The 17,031-nt window shown below is 27.9% G+C and carries 13 protein-coding genes; 9 read left to right on the forward strand and 4 right to left on the reverse strand.

What is annotated here, in order from left to right; translation table 11 throughout:
• The first annotated feature begins 784 nt into the window (after positions 1 to 784).
• From BFL38_RS10290 to BFL38_RS10315, 6 genes are all read left to right on the forward strand, one after another.
• The gene (locus tag BFL38_RS10290) at positions 785 to 2,053 is read left to right on the forward strand and encodes an alcohol acetyltransferase (RefSeq protein WP_069726956.1); all 1,269 of its coding nucleotides are present in this window, start codon (positions 785 to 787) and stop codon (positions 2,051 to 2,053) included.
• A 5-nt stretch (positions 2,054 to 2,058) separates the two neighbouring features.
• A complete protein-coding gene (locus BFL38_RS10295) occupies positions 2,059 to 2,727 on the forward strand; it encodes a DUF6320 domain-containing protein (protein WP_069726957.1) in 669 nt (222 codons plus the stop codon).
• A 34-nt stretch (positions 2,728 to 2,761) separates the two neighbouring features.
• On the forward strand, positions 2,762 to 3,718 hold the full coding sequence (locus BFL38_RS10300) for an alpha/beta hydrolase (RefSeq protein ID WP_069726958.1): 957 nt from the start codon (positions 2,762 to 2,764) through the stop codon (positions 3,716 to 3,718).
• A 110-nt stretch (positions 3,719 to 3,828) separates the two neighbouring features.
• A complete protein-coding gene (locus BFL38_RS10305) occupies positions 3,829 to 4,404 on the forward strand; it encodes a hypothetical protein (protein WP_069726959.1) in 576 nt (191 codons plus the stop codon).
• A 337-nt stretch (positions 4,405 to 4,741) separates the two neighbouring features.
• Entirely contained in the window at positions 4,742 to 6,160 is a 1,419-nt protein-coding gene (gene cysS, locus BFL38_RS10310; protein WP_069726960.1) for a cysteine--tRNA ligase, read from the forward strand.
• A gap of 25 nt (positions 6,161 to 6,185) precedes the next feature.
• The gene (locus BFL38_RS10315) at positions 6,186 to 7,049 is read left to right on the forward strand and encodes a ribonuclease H-like domain-containing protein (RefSeq protein WP_069726961.1); all 864 of its coding nucleotides are present in this window, start codon (positions 6,186 to 6,188) and stop codon (positions 7,047 to 7,049) included.
• Here the strand turns inward: BFL38_RS10315 and BFL38_RS10320 are convergent.
• A complete protein-coding gene (locus BFL38_RS10320; RefSeq protein WP_069726962.1) occupies positions 7,046 to 8,197 on the reverse strand; it encodes an iron-containing alcohol dehydrogenase in 1,152 nt (383 codons plus the stop codon). The genes BFL38_RS10315 and BFL38_RS10320 overlap by 4 nt on opposite strands.
• 448 nt (positions 8,198 to 8,645) lie before the next feature.
• Positions 8,646 to 9,881, reverse strand: a complete 1,236-nt coding sequence (locus BFL38_RS10325) for an RsiV family protein (protein ID WP_069726963.1) — start codon at positions 9,879 to 9,881, stop codon at positions 8,646 to 8,648.
• A 165-nt stretch (positions 9,882 to 10,046) separates the two neighbouring features.
• On the opposite strand from BFL38_RS10325, the gene BFL38_RS10330 reads away from it, so the two are divergent.
• Complete coding sequence (locus tag BFL38_RS10330) at positions 10,047 to 11,654, forward strand: peptide ABC transporter substrate-binding protein (protein ID WP_069726964.1); 1,608 nt, start codon at positions 10,047 to 10,049, stop codon at positions 11,652 to 11,654.
• An 18-nt stretch (positions 11,655 to 11,672) separates the two neighbouring features.
• Complete coding sequence (locus BFL38_RS10335) at positions 11,673 to 13,274, forward strand: peptide ABC transporter substrate-binding protein (protein WP_069726965.1); 1,602 nt, start codon at positions 11,673 to 11,675, stop codon at positions 13,272 to 13,274.
• Positions 13,275 to 13,467: 193 nt separating this feature from the next.
• Here BFL38_RS10335 and BFL38_RS10340 read toward each other — a convergent pair whose 3' ends face one another.
• Positions 13,468 to 14,772: a Na+/H+ antiporter NhaC family protein gene (locus tag BFL38_RS10340; protein WP_069726966.1), complete on the reverse strand. Its 1,305-nt coding sequence runs from the start codon at positions 14,770 to 14,772 to the stop codon at positions 13,468 to 13,470.
• 220 nt (positions 14,773 to 14,992) lie between these two features.
• Here BFL38_RS10340 and BFL38_RS10345 point away from each other — a divergent pair, with 220 nt between their 5' ends.
• A complete protein-coding gene (locus tag BFL38_RS10345) occupies positions 14,993 to 16,585 on the forward strand; it encodes a peptide ABC transporter substrate-binding protein (protein WP_069726967.1) in 1,593 nt (530 codons plus the stop codon).
• Positions 16,586 to 16,659: 74 nt separating this feature from the next.
• Here BFL38_RS10345 and BFL38_RS10350 read toward each other — a convergent pair whose 3' ends face one another.
• Entirely contained in the window at positions 16,660 to 16,980 is a 321-nt protein-coding gene (locus tag BFL38_RS10350; RefSeq protein WP_069726968.1) for a rhodanese-like domain-containing protein, read from the reverse strand.
• Between the last annotated feature and the right edge of the window lie 51 nt (positions 16,981 to 17,031).

The following is a 17,031-nucleotide window of genomic DNA, read 5'->3' on the forward strand; positions in this document are numbered from 1 at the left end:
TTAAATTTTAGTAATAAATATTAAAGGGTGGGGTATGTAATATAAGTTTTAAAATTTAATTACATTTGCCCGCCCTTTAGACTTATAGTTTTAATCTGTAATATAAAATTAATCTTTTGTTATTACCAAATTAGATTTTTTAGCTGTCCGCCCAAGATTTATTTAAATTTAAGTATATAAATATCGTACGCAGAGTATAATTTTAAATATAGATTTATTAAAAATATAGTTTAAATTAAATATTAACAATATGTTCACCGTGCGTTAATAGAATTTTAAAACTTAATTTTTTATTTTAAACTATTTTTAGTATAATTATGTTTTTTAAATTTACTCACATTCCCCTCCCTCTAGATTTTTAAATTTAATGTCATTTTTGCACTGTTTTTCTTTTTTATTTTATTCTGTCATTTCTGCTTCCCACCCAAGATTTATTTAAATTTAAGTATATATATACCGCACGCAGAGAAACACTAGATATAAATATTTTATTGATAATTCAAATTTTTATTATATTGATAAATTGACTAACCGTGCGTTGAGTAAATTGTATATTTAAATAACATTTGGGCGGGTATTTTTAATTAGAGATGAAAACTTTAAATATTAATAAAATGATAATTGCAAAATAAAGCATAAAATATAAGGGGCGGGTCTATAAAATTTGATCATTAAGAACTATATATTGCTAAATACTCTTTTTATAAAAATTTAGTTATTTTTAATCATTGAAAAATAAAAAAGATGATTTAAAATATTAATATAAAATTATGGTGATATGAGTATGAAACATCTTTATAAATTAGATAATGCAGCTAAACTTTTTGTTTCTATAAAAAATAAAAAAAATATACCAATATTTAGAGTATCAGCAGTTCTTAATAATGAAGCAGTTAATCCTGATATACTTCAGCAGGCATTGGATATCACTATAAAAAGATTTCCTACTCTTTCACTTATGATAAAAAAGGGGCTGTTTTGGAATTACTTTGAAGAAAATCATAGAAAATTAATTGTAGCAGAAGACAAATATTATCCTTGCTATAATATAAACAGTAAATTAAATAATGGCTATCTTTTAAGAGTGGGATATTATAAATACAGAATATTTACAGAAGTTTATCATTCTCTTGCGGATGCTTCATCTCTAATAAGTTTTTTAAAATCTTTGCTTTATCATTATTTTGTTTTATCAGGAAAAAATATTGATGACAAGAATGATGATATATTTAAAGATACTGTTCCGATTACAGCCGACTATGATGACAGCTTTTATGTTCATACAAAAAATAAAATAAAAACTAAAAAAGAAAAAAAGATAAAAAATATTTATTTGATTAAAGGAAAGCCTTTAAAATTTTATGGTGATAATGTTGTGCATGGCATATTAAGTTTGAAAAGGATAAAGGAAGAGAGCAAAAAACATAATACAACTATCACATCTTATATAATATCAGTTTTAGTTTATTCTATTTATGAAACTAGAATAAAAAACAGATTTGATGGAAAAAATATAGTTATGTGCGTTCCTGTTAATTTGAGGAATATATTTCCTTCAATATCATTAAAAAATTTCTTCGGCATTGCTAATGTAGTTATTCCTACAGATAAAGAATTAACTTTTGATGATATTATAATAATTACAAATAAAGAGATGAAAGAAAAAATTAGCAAGGAAAAACTTCAGAATTTTATATATGAAAATACAAAATTAGAAAATAATATATTTGCTAAATTTATACCATTAGTTATTAAAAATTTTGCAGTTAATTTAGCCTTTGAACTTTTTGAAGATAAATTAAAAACTATGACAGTATCCAATTTCAGTAATATATCATTGCCTGATGATATGAAAAATTATATAAGACATTTTGAAGCCATTGTATATCCTACAATAAACAGTCCTTTAAATTGCGGTTTATGCAGTTTTGAAGATAAATTGTCAATTACATTCAATAGAACTGTGATAGAAACAGATATAATAAAATATTTTTTTAATTATATATCCAATATTACAGAAGTTGAAATTTATTCTAATGATTTTGGGGTGTAAATAATATGTCATATTGTAATAACTGCAGACTGAAAATAAAAACTAATAGAAATATATGTCCTTTATGTCTGAAAGAATTAAATAAGAATGATAATATGATAATAAATGAAGAATATCATTCTTATGAATGGTTTTATAAAATGCAGAAAAAAATTAATTCTAAAAAAATAGTTTTGCTTTCCTCATTAACGATGATAATAGTTTTGATAATAGTAAATATTTCAACTAATTCAAAATATAATTGGGCTGTAATATCTGTTATATCCATATTATGTGCATATTTTACATTTATATGTTTTACAGCAAATACTTTATATTTAAGGCAGAAATTGATTATAGAATTTTTTATACTTATGCCTCTTGTTATTGTGGTAGATATATTTAGCGGTTTTCATAAATGGTCATTTAATTATGTTATTCCATTTTTAGCTCTTGGATTAAATATAGCTATGTTTTTAATCGCCGTTATAGATAGAAAATATTTTAATGAATATGTTTCTTATATAATGTCTTCCTCTTTTATATCAATAATGATTATAATTCTGCCGTTGTTTCATTTTGTACTTTGGAGCAGTTTATCGGCTTTGGGAGGAGGTATTATAATTATTTTAGCTATGCTTATATTATTTAGAATTGATTTTATTTCATCTATAATAAAAATTTTTCATATATAAAAAATATGTATTAAAATAGTTAAGGAGTATTTTTATGGAAGATAAAAAGAATGCTGAAAAAGAGCAGATAAAACTTGAGAAAGAAAAAGATAAGTTAGAGATAAAGAATAAAAAAATAGAAGAAAAGATAAGAAGAAAAAATTTACTTGGAGAATATTTAAGTTATCCAAGTATGGCTTTAAATTTTATAAGGTCTGACAAGAAAATAAAGCCTGAAAAGTATATATTCGATAAGGATAAGGCTCAATATATATTATATTTTGCTCCCCAATTAAAAGAAAATGAAAGCCCTAAGAAGCAGGTTATAGTTTATCTTTATGGAGGCGGCTGGCGAGAGGGTAATGCCAATTTATACAGATTTGTAGGGAGAAGATTTGCAAAAGAAAAATTTCATACTATTTTGCTGGGTTATAGACTTAGTAAAAAATATAAATATCCGGCTCAAATAGAAGATGTATTCTCAGGGTTTAATAAGGCATTGGAGGTTTTAAAAAATAAAAATATTGATTATTCTAATATTGTAGTAATAGGTTCATCAGCCGGGGCACATTTAGGAGCTTTGCTTGTATATTATAAAGAAATGCATAAGAAGTATAATGTAGATTCTAATATTTTTAAAGGTTATGTATCACTTGGCGGTCCTACTGATTTAAATGTATGTACTAATGATATAATTACTCCTATGCTTAATCAATTATTTGAGGAAGGCTATAATAGAGAAGAAGCTAATCCGTATAATCATATAGACGGAAGTGAAAAAACAAAGGTATTATGTGTTCATTCAGAATTGGATCCTATTTGCGATGTTAAGAATTCTATTAATTTTTCTAATAAAGTTAATAGTTTTCATAATGGTTTAGCTGATTGTATTGTATTTGATAATAAAAATATTTATCATAATAATTTAGTTAATGGAATATTCTTTGAATCTATGGACAGCGAGCATATATTGGATAAAGTATTCAAATGGATTGAAAGAATTGATAGTTAAAGATGCCGTTTTTGAGTTTTTATTTATCATTAAAAACAAAATAAAAATGTATTGACAAATTAATTGATGACGATAATAAATAAAACTAAATTATAAATTGGATATATTTTATGAAAAAAATTTATTTGCTATTAGTTTTATTTATTTTTATATCTATTAATGTTTATAGTCAGGATAATGCTGCTTCTATGGTGAAATCTATGCAAATAGAAGAAGTTGCCGATATATCTATATCCGATGAAAACTCAACTATGACATTTCAGCAATTAGCAGAAAATTATGCAGATATTATAATGAACAAAAATGCTTCACCTGAACAATTAGAGGCATTAGGAAGTATAATTAAATTATGGATGGATACTTTATCAGATAATTACACAAAAGATGAAATGTTTAATGAGTACAGCAGAATCACATCCACTTTATCATGTATGTCTATACATTTGATATTAAGAATAGCAATAAAAGATAATAATATTCCTACAGAATCAGCCCAGAATAGTATATATAATTCTATTAATAATAAATTTATACCATCATTTGCCGAATTTAAAAATGACGGTTGGAAGACAGAATTTAATTTTTATGTTATTAATATGTCAGCAGCTGTATGCAAATGGTATGAAGATAAATCTAAGAAATTAGACTATCCGGACTTTAAAGTTTGGAGAGACGGCAGCTTCTAAAAGCATTATTCATTATTCAAGGAGGAATTAAATAATGACACAAACAGAAGATAAGGTAAAACAAGACCTTAAAAGTCTAATATCTAAATATAAGGAGCAGGCTACTGTGGTAATAAAAAAAAGCAAGGCTGTTTGATTTTTATTATTTTGGTTTATATTTAGAAAATTATTTTATTTATTTTAATAAATAAAATTTGAGAATCCTTCCTAAAATTTTTAGGAGGGATTTTTTATTAATACAGTATAAAAAACATTTGTAAAAAATGAATAATAATAGCTTGACAAATAAAGTCTTTTAAGTACAATGTTAATTATATTTTAAGGAATACAATTTAATATGAAAGATATAGTATTTTATAATTCACTTACTAGAGAAAAAGAGGTGTTTAAACCTATTAATTCCAATGAAGTTGGTATGTATTCATGCGGACCCACTGTATATAATTATGCTCATATAGGTAATTTTAGAGCTTATGTATTCAGCGATTTGCTTAGAAGGGTTTTAGAAGATTATGGATATAATGTTAAGCTAGTTATGAATTTAACTGATGTTGATGACAAAACTATAAAAAATTCTAAAGAGAATCATATATCTCTTAATGATTATACAAAGAAGTATAAAGAAGCATTTTTTGAAGATATAAATACATTAGGAATAAAAAAGGCTTCAGTAAATCCTGCAGCCACTGATCATATAAAAGAGATGATTGATATTATAGAACTGCTCAAAAAAAATGGTCATACTTATGAGGCAGACGGTTCTGTATATTTTAAAATAAGCACTTTCCCTCAATACGGAGAGCTTGCCAATTTAGATAAGCAGGAGCTTCTTGAAGGAGCTTCAGGACGCGTTCTTAATGATGAGTATGATAAAGAAAATGCAAGCGATTTTGTACTTTGGAAGGCATATACTGAAGAAGACGGAGAGGTTTATTGGGATTCTCCTTTTGGAAAGGGAAGACCGGGCTGGCATATAGAATGTTCTGCAATGAGTTGTAAATATTTGGGTAAGCATTTTGATATACATACAGGAGGAATTGATAATAAATTCCCTCATCATGAAAATGAAATAGCACAAAATGAAGCTGCTTTCAATGAAAAGTTCGTTAATTATTGGCTTCACTGCGAGCATTTGATAGTTGACGGTGAGAAAATGTCTAAATCTAAAGGTAATTTTTATACTTTAAGAGATTTGCTTGATAAAGGACTTTCTCCTGAAGCTATAAGATATTCGCTTATAAACTCTCATTACAGAAAGCAGTTAAATTTCACTATAGAAGGAATTAAACAGGCTCAAAGTGCTATTGACAGAGTTAATGATCTTATATTCAGATTGAAAGATATAAGCAATACTGAATCTAATGAAGTTAATGATAATTTATTAAAAGAGTTAGAGCTTTCTAATGAAAAGTTTTCAGACTCTATTTATAATGATTTAAATATATCAGAGGCACTTGGTATATTATTTACTTTAGTTAAAACAGTAAATACTTCTTTTGATTCTATTAATGTTAATACAAGAGATTCTGTATTAAAATTTATAGAGAGAGTAAATAATATTATAAATTGTTTTAATATGGGTGATACTGATAAAAAAGAAGATAATGAAGAAGAAATTAATAAATTAATAGAAGAGCGAACTCTTGCTAAGAAAGAGAAAAACTATCAAAAAGCAGATGAGATAAGAAATCAGTTATTGTCTATGGGAATAGAGATAATGGATACACCTCATGGTGTTAAGTGGAAAAGAAAATAAAAAACGAAAAATATAAGGGAATTATGTGGATTTGATAAAAAAAACATTTCAGCATATAGAAGGTATAGGTCCAAAAAAAGAAAGTCTTTTATGGGAAGAAGGTGCTGTTGATTGGGAAGATACTTTAAAAAATATAAATTATTATGCTATGCCTGCAAGTATTAGGGAATCTTTGAAAGATGAACTTCCAAGAAGTATATATAATTTAAAAAATAAAAACTATAATTATTTTTTGAAAAAATTTCCTTCTTCTATAGTATATAGACTTTATCCTATACTTATGGATAAAACTGTTTTCCTAGATATAGAAACTACAGGAATAAAACCTGCTAAAGCCCATGTAACTGTTATAGGCTGTTATGACGGCAAGGAAATGAAAGTTTTTGTACATGGCAGAAATGAGCATGAATTTTTGGATTATATAAAGAATTATTCTATAATAGTAACATTCAATGGATCTTGTTTTGATATACCATTTTTGGAGAGATATTTTGCCACAACTATAAAATGTGCTCAGATAGATTTGCGTTTTGTACTTAAAGATTTAGGATATACAGGCGGATTAAAGAAAATAGAGCAGGATGTAGGTATTTCCAGAGGCGATGATATGGAAGGAGTTAATGGATATACTGCAGTTTTATTATGGAATTATTATCAAGATACTAAAGATGAAACCGCTATAGATTCTCTGATACACTATAATCTGCTTGATACTATCAATTTGGAATATCTGCTTTATTTGGCATATAATAAATATGCTGAAAGCTGTAACTGTCAGCTTTTGGAATATAAGGATTTACCTTCTGTTGATCATTACAAGCCTAATAAGAAATTAATAGATGCTTTACATAAGAAACCTTATAAATATGCTCCTAAAAGTGAAGATTAATAAGCCTGATCCAATATTGTCATTATTGAATCAAAATTCATAGTTCTAGGGAGCTGATCCATACCTGGATATTTTAATGCTAATTCTGCAACTTTATCAAATTTACTTCTGTCTATATTTATTTCATTAAGTCTTGTAGGCAAGTTTATATTATGAAGAAATTGTTTTATATGCTGTGCAGATTGGTTAGCAATTTCAAAAGGAGTCATTTCCGGATCTATTCCGTCTATAACATTTGAAAGTACAACATATTTATCAGGTGCTACAGTGATATAATATTCCATAATATGAGGAAGCAATATAGAACATACCATAGATTTATTAACGGCATATACACTATTTATGGCAATAGACAAAGCTCTTATAGCACCTAAACTGCTGTGGCATGCAGAAGTAGCACATAACATATTTGCTGTAGCTAAAGTTGCTATATTATCTATATTATTACTTTCAGATATAAGTTTTTTTAATCCCTGCATACTTACTTTCATAGCATGTACTATTAAAGGCTCTGTTATGCTTGTAAGAGTATTGCTCATATATATGTCAAATGATAAAGCAAATACTGATAAAGCACTGCTTATAGTATATTTTACAGGTACAGTGGCATATAAAGTAGGATCTATAATACAATTAGATGAGTATATATTAGCTTCATTATTTTGTTTATTTACCTCATCATATTTATCATATAAACATATTCCTGTGGCTATTTCTGATAAAGAACCTAATATTGTAGGCACTGCTATAATAGGTAAAGGTTTATGGTATACAGGCTGCCCATTGATATAGTCTGAAGCTTCACCGCTGTTTGTTACTACAATGGCTGCTCCTTTAGCAGTATTTTGTATTTTGAAGCCGCCTACTGCTACTATGGATTCTGCTCTGCTGTATCTTACCAGATTGGCAATAATATCGGCAGCATCGCTTGTACTTGTAGAATTTACATCAGAATAAACCATTACATTAATGAAGTTATCATTAAGTTTATTTACTATTTGATCTATTAATCCGGTTTGATTGAATGATGCCCCATCTGTAACTAATACAGTTCTTCCGCCGTATTTCTTTATTGTATCGGATAAGCAGTCAAGAGAATCAATGCCGAATGTGATTTTTGTTGGTATATTAAATTCTATTATAGCCATAGTCTTCTTCTATATATGTATTTTTATATTTCTTATTATATATCTTCGGAAATATTAACCTTAATTTTTAATTTAACATTCAATTAATTTTATACATTTTATCATATTTACACCTGCCCGCCCTTTTTCTTTACTGTTTTTATGTATAAATTCATTTTTATTTTCTTTATTATCTATAAAGAAATTAAAGCTGCCCGCCCTAGGTTTTGTTAAGTTTTTAATCTCTTTAACGCACGGTTAGCAAAATTTTATATATAATTAAATTATTATTTTTATTAATCAATTTATATTTATAGTTCAGCTCTGCGTGCGGTAGGGAAACAATAAATTAAACACAATTTGGGTGGGGGGGTAAAATTTCGGTAAAGATACTAAAACTAAAATGATTATAAATTTAAAATAGATAATAAACCTAAAGGGTGGGGTTCAAAATAAATCAAAAAACAGATTATTCTATTATGTATAAATATTCATCTTTTATGAACGGTCTAATTTCATCAAAGCTCAAAACTATTTCTGTTTCACCTAAAACATAAGCAGTTATAGTATATATAGGCCATACAAAATGCACGCCGTCAGCATAGATGTAAAAAGATGTATCAGCTAAAGTTATTTCATCTAAAGGAACTAAATAATCTTCTTCTGTTCTATTATCTATTGATAAAAGTTTATCTCTCATAATGCTTCTTAATTCATCATCATCAAAATCTTTTATAAAATTAGTAACTTCTATTTTTTCACCTGTTTCTAATGAATATACTAAATTATAATTATTGTACACTCCATGTGCTCCGCCTAAATATAATGTTGAAGTTCTTCTTATAGATATAGTTTTATCATTAAAATAAGTTATGTTGATAGATTTACTTGATTCATAGCTGTCAGCTGAATTTGTTAACCATTCATCATAAGGATCACTCATATCGTTTTCAAATAATTTTGATATGCTTCCCTTTTTATCCTCAAATTCTAAATTTTCATTTCTTTTTAGATTATTTAGATTAAAACCTTCATTTATATCAAAAGAAATTTTATCATATACTTCTAATTTGTTAGTGTCATCAGGTATAAGCAAAAATATAGAATCTTTATATGAGAATGTTGATGCACTTCCATATTCATTAGTTTCAGAAACATCTGAATATGCATAGTTATATACTGCTGCTTTTAATGATGAAGCTGCATTTATTTCTTTTGATGAACTATTTAATGATTTTGAAGTCATTTTAAATGATGTAATATTTGAATATGTACTCTCTATACTGTCGCCGTTTTCAGCTTCTGCATATATTCTATTATTTGTTATATCAAGAATGCTTTTTTTATCATAAAATTGATTTATATCATTTAAATTTTTATAATTAAAAGCTGCCTTTATTTTTTCATAATTAGGCATTAATTCAGAGTTATTTTCAGGCCATCTGTCATTTAAATAAACTGAAAAGAAATCTCCTTTATCATTTTTTATATAATAGTGATGAGATATCCATTCTATATTTTTTTGTGTATGAGAAGTATCATTTTTTGTATTATTATTGTTTAATTCTTCGGCTTGTTTTAATTCATTAGTTTGGGTTTCTATTGTATTAGTATTGGTTTGATTATTATTAATGTTATTATTTTTATTATTTGAACATGATATTATTAAAAGTATAAAAGATAATGTAAGGATATTTCTAATCATAATTGTTTTCCTAAATTTAAAAGTCTAGTAAACATAATATTTTACATTGCTGTTTTTGTCAATATGAAAAATATTACTATATAGAGAAGTTTTTTATTGACATTATAAAAGTTTATGATATAACATAATTTATAACTTTATAATTTTTTATATAGGGGCTGTATTATGAAAAAGATATTTATTGCTTTTTTGATGATGTTTTTGATTGTAATATCATGCGGTAAAAAATCAGAAACAAGTAGCGGAGCGGTTTCATCTGTATCAATAAATTTGGGACCTGAACCTAAGACTATGGATCCTACATTAAATTCTATCAATGTTGTATCATCTTATATACTTCATGCTTTTGAAGGCTTAACAAAGATAGATTCAAATAATAATGTAAGACCTGGTATGGCAGAAACTTGGGAAATATCAGACGATGGTTTGGTATATACATTTCATATAAGAAAGAATGCAAAGTGGTCTGACGGTAAGCCTGTAACAGCACATGATTTTGAATATGCATGGAAAAGGGCAGTTGATCCTAATACAGCAGCTGAATACTCATACATGATGGAAATAGTAAAAAATGCTAAAGAGATTAATGCAGGCAATATGGATTATAATAGTTTAGGAGTGAGAGCTATTGATGATTATACATTTGAAGTACAGCTTGAAAATCCGGCTATTTATTTTATAGATTTTATAGCTTCTACAGTAGTATTTATGCCTGTTAGAAAAGATATTATAGAACAATATGGAGATAGATGGACTTTAACTCCTGAAACATATATAGGCAATGGTCCTTATAAAATGAAAGAAAGGGTGATAGATGAGAGAATAGTTTTTGATATTAATACTAATTATTATGATGCTGATAAGCAAGCGGCTAAACAGATTAATTTTGTACTTATGAGCGATCCGAATACAGCTATTGCCGGAATCAGAGGCGGCACTATAGATTTTTCTGCATTAGAACCTCCGGCAGCTGAAATAGAAACATTAAAAAATGAAGGTTATATAGTAGCAAATAATGCTTTAGGTACTTATTATATAGAATTAAATATTACGAATAGGGCTTTTGCAGATAAAAGAGTAAGACAGGCTTTATCACTTGCTATAGACAGAAATTATATAGTATCAAATGTTACTAAAGGCGGACAGATTCCTGCAGGTGCTTTTGTGCCTACTGAAGTTAGAGGATTAAACACTACATTTAGAAAAGAAAATAAAGAATATATAAATGTTAATGATTATGAGAATAATGTTAAAAAGGCAAAAGAGTTGATGGCTGAAGCAGGTTATCCTAATGGTGTAAATTACCCTGTAATAGAATTAAAAGTGTCTCCTGGTATTTATGTGTTAATCGGAGAGGCTTTGCAGCAGATGTGGAAAGAAAATTTGAATGTTAATGTATCTTTGGTACAGGAAGAGTTTCCTATAACACTTCAGACCTTACTAGAAAAAGATTATCAAATGGCTAGAATGGGCTGGACAGGTGATTATAATGATCCTATGACTATGCTTGATGTTATGGTAAGCGGCGGCGGAGTAAATCATACAGGATTTGCTAACAAAGAATATGATGATAAAATATTGACAGCTAAACAAAGCGAAGATAATAAGATAAGAATGGCAGCTATGGCTGAAGCTGAAAATATACTTATGGATGAGATGCCTATTATACCTTTATATTATAGAGCAGACTCATTTATGAAAAATCCTAAATTAGAAGGTGTGGTATTAAATCCTTTAGGAAGACATAAATTTAATTATTCATATATAAAATAAAATGTTAGGAGAAAGAATATGAAAAAAGTAATGGCTATATTTTTAATATTAAGTTCTTTATTTCTTCTGTCATGCTCAGGTAATTCTGGAAATAAAAATGATACTATAGTTATTAATATGGGGGCAGAACCTAGAACTATAGATCCTAGCTTAAACAGTTTGAATGTTGTTTCTGCTATGTTATTTCATTCATTTGAAAGTTTGACAAGAATAGGTCCGGACGGAAAACTTACAAATGGTATGGCAGAAAGCTGGGATATATCCGAAGACGGAAAAGTTTATACTTTTCATTTAAGAACTAATGCTTTATGGTCTGACGGTAAGCCTGTAACAGCACATGATTTTGAATACGGCTGGAAAAGAGTTGTTAATCCTGATGTGGCAGCTCAATATGCTTCTTTATTAGAAATAATTAAAAATGCTAAAGAGATTAATGCTGGTACTATGGATTATAATGAACTTGGAGTAAAAGCTTTAGATGATTATACATTTCAAGTAGAACTAGTTGATCCTGCAGCTTACTTTTTAGAGTTTATGACTACAGTAGGAGTTTTTGCTCCTATAAGAAAGGATATTATAGAGCAGTATGGAGATGATTGGACTTTATCACCTGAAACTTATGTATGTAATGGTCCTTATCAAATGACAGAAAGGGTTATGGATCAGTATATAGTTTTTGAGGCTAGAACAAATTACTATAATGCTGAAGAGACTGTTGCTAAAAAATTAAAATTCCTTTCTATGGCAGATCCTAATACAGCTATTGCCGGAATCAGAGGAGGAACTATACATTTTTCAGCATTGGAGCCTCCTTCAAGCGAAATAGAAAAATTAAAAGCTGAAAATTATATTGCTCTTAGAGATGGAGCTGGTACTTTCTACTTATCTCTTAATATTACGAACAATGCTTTGAAAGATAAAAGAGTAAGACAGGCTTTATCTCTTGCTATTGACAGAAATTATATAGTATCTAATGTTACTATGGGCGGACAAGCACCAGCTCAAGGATTTGTACCTCCTACAATAGATGGTATTAGTAATTCATACAGAGCTGAGGCTGGCATATTAATAGATACTGATAATTATGCTGCAAATGTGGAAAAAGCTAAGGCATTAATGGCTGAGGCTGGATATCCTAATGGCGAAGGTTTTCCTGTATTAGAGATAAGAGTTTCTCCGGGTCTTCATATAATAGTTGCTGAGGCTATACAGCAGATGTGGAAATCTAATTTAAATATTGATGTAACATTGAAAAATGATGAGTATCCTCTTGTACTTCAGTATTTAGTAGAGAAAAATTTTGATATTGGTTCTATGGCTTGGAATGCTGATTACAGGGATCCTATGACTATGCTTGAAATAATGCTTACAGGAAATTCATTTAATTATGGTTCATATTCTAATCCTAGTTATGATGTTTTGGTTAATAGTGCTAGAAAAACTGCTGATGCTTCTGTGAGAATGAAATATATGATGGATGCAGAAAAAATATTAATAGATGATATGCCTTTTATACCTCTTTATCATAGAGCATTTACTTTAATGGTTAGTCCTAAATTGAAAGGTGTAGTATATAATACTTTGGGAAAACATAAATTTAATTACTGCTATATTGAATAGGTTAATTAATAATTGAATTTGTTAACGAGGGCTATATTATATCCCTCGTTTTTTTATTATATATGTTTTATGATTATATATATTAGACTTGCTAAAAACTACTTGATAAAATTATTTAATTACAAATTTAGTGTTGAAACAAGTCTAATATAGAAAATAATTATCAAAATTTTTATCTTTTATATACCAAATTCTATTTATCTTTTTTTATAAAATGCGGATAGCCTATTATTATTTCTATAATGCCAAAAATTATCATAAGTATACAATACCATACATAAGGTACAATAGATATTGGAGATATTTTTGCTAAACCTCCTGCAACTAATAATTGTCCTGCAAATGGTGATATTCCATTAAATGCTGATGAAAATAAATCTAATATACTAGCTGTTCTTTTTCTTGATATTCCAAATTTATCTGCTATATTTGCCGCTATTGGTCCTGCTGCTATTATTGAAACTGTATTATTAGTAGTAGATATATCTATAAGACTAACTAAAGCAGCTATACTCAATTCCCCTCCTTTAGAAGTTTTTGTATTTTTAGACAAAGTATATAAAATCCAATCTATACCGCCCAAGTGTTTCATAAGTGCTACAAGTCCGCCTACAAATACAGCTATTATTGCCATATCCTCCATACCCATCATTCCATTATGCACTATTTTAAATGACTCTACAAGTGTAAAACTTCCATTGAATATTCCTATAATAATAGCTATTATAATACTTATACTCATTGTTATAACAACATTTATACCTGATAAGGATAAGCCTATAACAGCAATATATGGTATAATATTAATTATTGAAAAATTACTATGATTACCAATATCTATAGTACCTACAGGCTGGAACATTAATAATATTATATTTACTATAATAGCAGGTAAAACCATAAATATATTCTCTTGAAATTTTGATTTCATGCTAACTTCTTGTGTTCTAGTAGCTGCTATTGTTGTATCAGAAATAAAAGATAGGTTATCACCAAACATAGCACTTCCAACAACTACACCGGCTATCAAAGGCATATTTATATTTGTTTTATTAGCTAAATCTATAGCAATGGGCATTAATGCAGATACAGTACCCATTGAAGTTCCCATAGAAAAGCTAAGTATGCAGCCTATAACGAATATACCAGGTAATATTAAATTGGCAGGTATGATACTTAGTCCCATATTAACGATAGAAGATACAGCTCCCATTTTTGAAGCAGCTCCGGAAAAAGCCCCTGCTAAAATAAATATCAAAACCATTAAAATCAATGTTTTTTCTCCGCCGCCTTCACAGTACATATCAACTTTAGTTTCAAATTTTTTCTTATCAGATTTCTTATTTAATAATAATGCCGCACCAGATGATATTAAAATACCAACCATAAGAGGCATATTCTCAAAGCTGCCTGTGTATAATCCTGAAAACATATAGATAGCCAAAAAAATGATTAATGGTATTAATCCTAAAAAACTCCCTTTGTTTTCTTCTTCCATACTAATCTCCTTACTAATCATTATTTTTCTAAATTAAATTACCTTAAAGTATACTAATAATATATAAATTATCAATAATCAAATTTTATAATTTTTTATAATAATTAATATATAGTAAATTCATTATGAATTATAAAATATAAATTTATATTATTGACAAATATTTATATTAGAGTATAAATAGAATGTTAACATAATATTTTTGTATTTGGATAAAGCTATGAAAAAAATAATCTATTTATCAATTATCATTATTTTATTATTATTAAATGCCTGTAAAAATAAAGATTTATATAATGAAAGCATAAGAGTAAGCATAGGAGCTGAACCTCAAAGTATAGACCCATCATTTTTATCGGCAATAGACAGTATGATTTATGCAGTTCATGTATTTGAGGGACTGACATCAAAAGATAAGGACGGAAATATAATAGGAGGAGCGGCTGAAAGTTGGGATATTTCTGAAGACGGACTTACTATTACATTTCATTTAAGGGAAAATGCTAAATGGTCTGACGGTAAAAATGTTGCTGCTGATGAGTTTGTGTATTCATTTAGAAGGCTTGCCGATCCTAAAACAGCATCTTCATATAGTTTTTTAATATCACCTGTAAAAAATGCTGATAAGATTCTCAAAGGGGAACTACCTATAGAAGAACTTGGAGTAGAGGCATTAGATGACAAAACTTTTGCGGTATATTTTGAAAGTCCTACAGCGTACTTTTTGGAATTAGCGGCTGTTCCCATATTTTCACCTCTTAGAAAAGAAGTTATAAGCGATAATTGGACTTATTCTCCTGACACATATATAGGTAATGGTCCTTACAAAATGATAGATAGAAAACCTGATGAGATAATATCTTTAGAATTAAATACTAATTATTGGAATAAAGATGCCATAATAGCTAAGAGAATAGATTTTGTTATGTTTTCTGATGTATCTACGGCTTATGCTGCTTTAAAAGAAGGCTCTATATTATATTCATATAAGATACCTACTTCCGATGTAGATTTACTAAGAGAGGAAGGATATTTAGTTACAACACCTTCTTTAGGAACAGCATACTATGCTTTGAATAATACAAATGAAGTTTTAAAAGATAAAAGAGTAAGAAGAGCATTATCGCTTGCAATAGATAGGAATTATATAGTAGAAAATATTACTAAATTAGGAGAAATACCAGCAGCTGCTTTTATACCTTATGGCTTAAAAGATGTAAATTGGGATTTTAGAGAAAACGGCGGCGGATATTACAGCGTTAAAAAAGAAGATTATAAAGCAAATATTGAAGAGGCTAAAAAACTTTTAGAAGAAGCAGGCTATACTAATGGAGAGAATTTTCCTGTATTAGAGTTTAAAACTAATCCCGGAACAGGTGTTACAATAGCTGAAGCAGTTCAGCATATGTGGAAAGAAAATCTCAATATAGATATGATTATCACTCAGGAGGAATGGTCAGTATTCCAAAGAAACAGGCAGACAAGACATTATGTGGTATGCCGTGCTGATTGGTTAGGAGATTATATGGATCCTATGACTTTTGCTGATCTATTTGTGAGTACAAGTGCTGGAAATAGAGTAGGATATAATAATCCTGAATATGACAGGCTTATATTAGAGGCTAAAAATACTATTGATAATAAAATAAGAATGGCTAATATGCATAAGGCTGAAGATAAACTTATAGGTGAAGATATGGCTTTTATACCTATTTATCATTATACTTCTTCTTCAATGCAAAACCCAAAATTGAAAAATGTTTTAGTTGATACTTTAGAAATAAGAAGATTTTTCTATTCGTATATAGAATAAAATTATGTTTTATAGTATTAATAATAAAAAAGTTAGTATTTAATTTTTTTGAATACTAACTTTCATTATTATTATTAATTATTTTTCAAGGCCATTGCTAATTGACTATACCCGCCGTAAATTAGATTATAGATTTCTTCAAATCCTTTTTTCTCCATATAATGAGCTAAAGCTTCTGCTCTTGCACCTGTGGCACAATAAAGAAGATATTTTCCTGATTTATCTAAGCTATTAACTAAATTTTCAGCTTTAGGATCATTCAAATCTATTAATATGCTTCCTTCTATAGTACCTGTCATATTAATTTCCATTTCGCTTCTTACATCTAATATTTTTATATCATTATTAGACTTTATCAAATCAGCGGCCTCTTTTGCATTTAAAGATTTTAACATTATAACACCTACTTTTTATATATACATATTATGGGTATATAATAACATGAA

The organism is Brachyspira hampsonii, assembly GCF_001746205.1.
GTDB lineage: Bacteria > Spirochaetota > Brachyspiria > Brachyspirales > Brachyspiraceae > Brachyspira > Brachyspira hampsonii_B.

What these genes read in the sequence shown, in the direction of transcription:
- BFL38_RS10340 (WP_069726966.1), bottom strand. Translation starts at nt 14,772, where the DNA reads ATGGAAGAAGAAAACAAAGGGAGTTTTTTAGGATTAATACCATTAATC.
- BFL38_RS10305 (WP_069726959.1), top strand. Translation starts at nt 3,829, where the DNA reads ATGAAAAAAATTTATTTGCTATTAGTTTTATTTATTTTTATATCTATT.
- BFL38_RS10350 (WP_069726968.1), bottom strand. Translation starts at nt 16,980, where the DNA reads ATGTTAAAATCTTTAAATGCAAAAGAGGCCGCTGATTTGATAAAGTCT.
- BFL38_RS10295 (WP_069726957.1), top strand. Translation starts at nt 2,059, where the DNA reads ATGTCATATTGTAATAACTGCAGACTGAAAATAAAAACTAATAGAAAT.
- BFL38_RS10345 (WP_069726967.1), top strand. Translation starts at nt 14,993, where the DNA reads ATGAAAAAAATAATCTATTTATCAATTATCATTATTTTATTATTATTA.
- BFL38_RS10320 (WP_069726962.1), bottom strand. Translation starts at nt 8,197, where the DNA reads ATGGCTATAATAGAATTTAATATACCAACAAAAATCACATTCGGCATT.
- BFL38_RS10300 (WP_069726958.1), top strand. Translation starts at nt 2,762, where the DNA reads ATGGAAGATAAAAAGAATGCTGAAAAAGAGCAGATAAAACTTGAGAAA.
- BFL38_RS10335 (WP_069726965.1), top strand. Translation starts at nt 11,673, where the DNA reads ATGAAAAAAGTAATGGCTATATTTTTAATATTAAGTTCTTTATTTCTT.
- BFL38_RS10330 (WP_069726964.1), top strand. Translation starts at nt 10,047, where the DNA reads ATGAAAAAGATATTTATTGCTTTTTTGATGATGTTTTTGATTGTAATA.
- BFL38_RS10325 (WP_069726963.1), bottom strand. Translation starts at nt 9,881, where the DNA reads ATGATTAGAAATATCCTTACATTATCTTTTATACTTTTAATAATATCA.
- BFL38_RS10290 (WP_069726956.1), top strand. Translation starts at nt 785, where the DNA reads ATGAAACATCTTTATAAATTAGATAATGCAGCTAAACTTTTTGTTTCT.
- cysS (WP_069726960.1), top strand. Translation starts at nt 4,742, where the DNA reads ATGAAAGATATAGTATTTTATAATTCACTTACTAGAGAAAAAGAGGTG.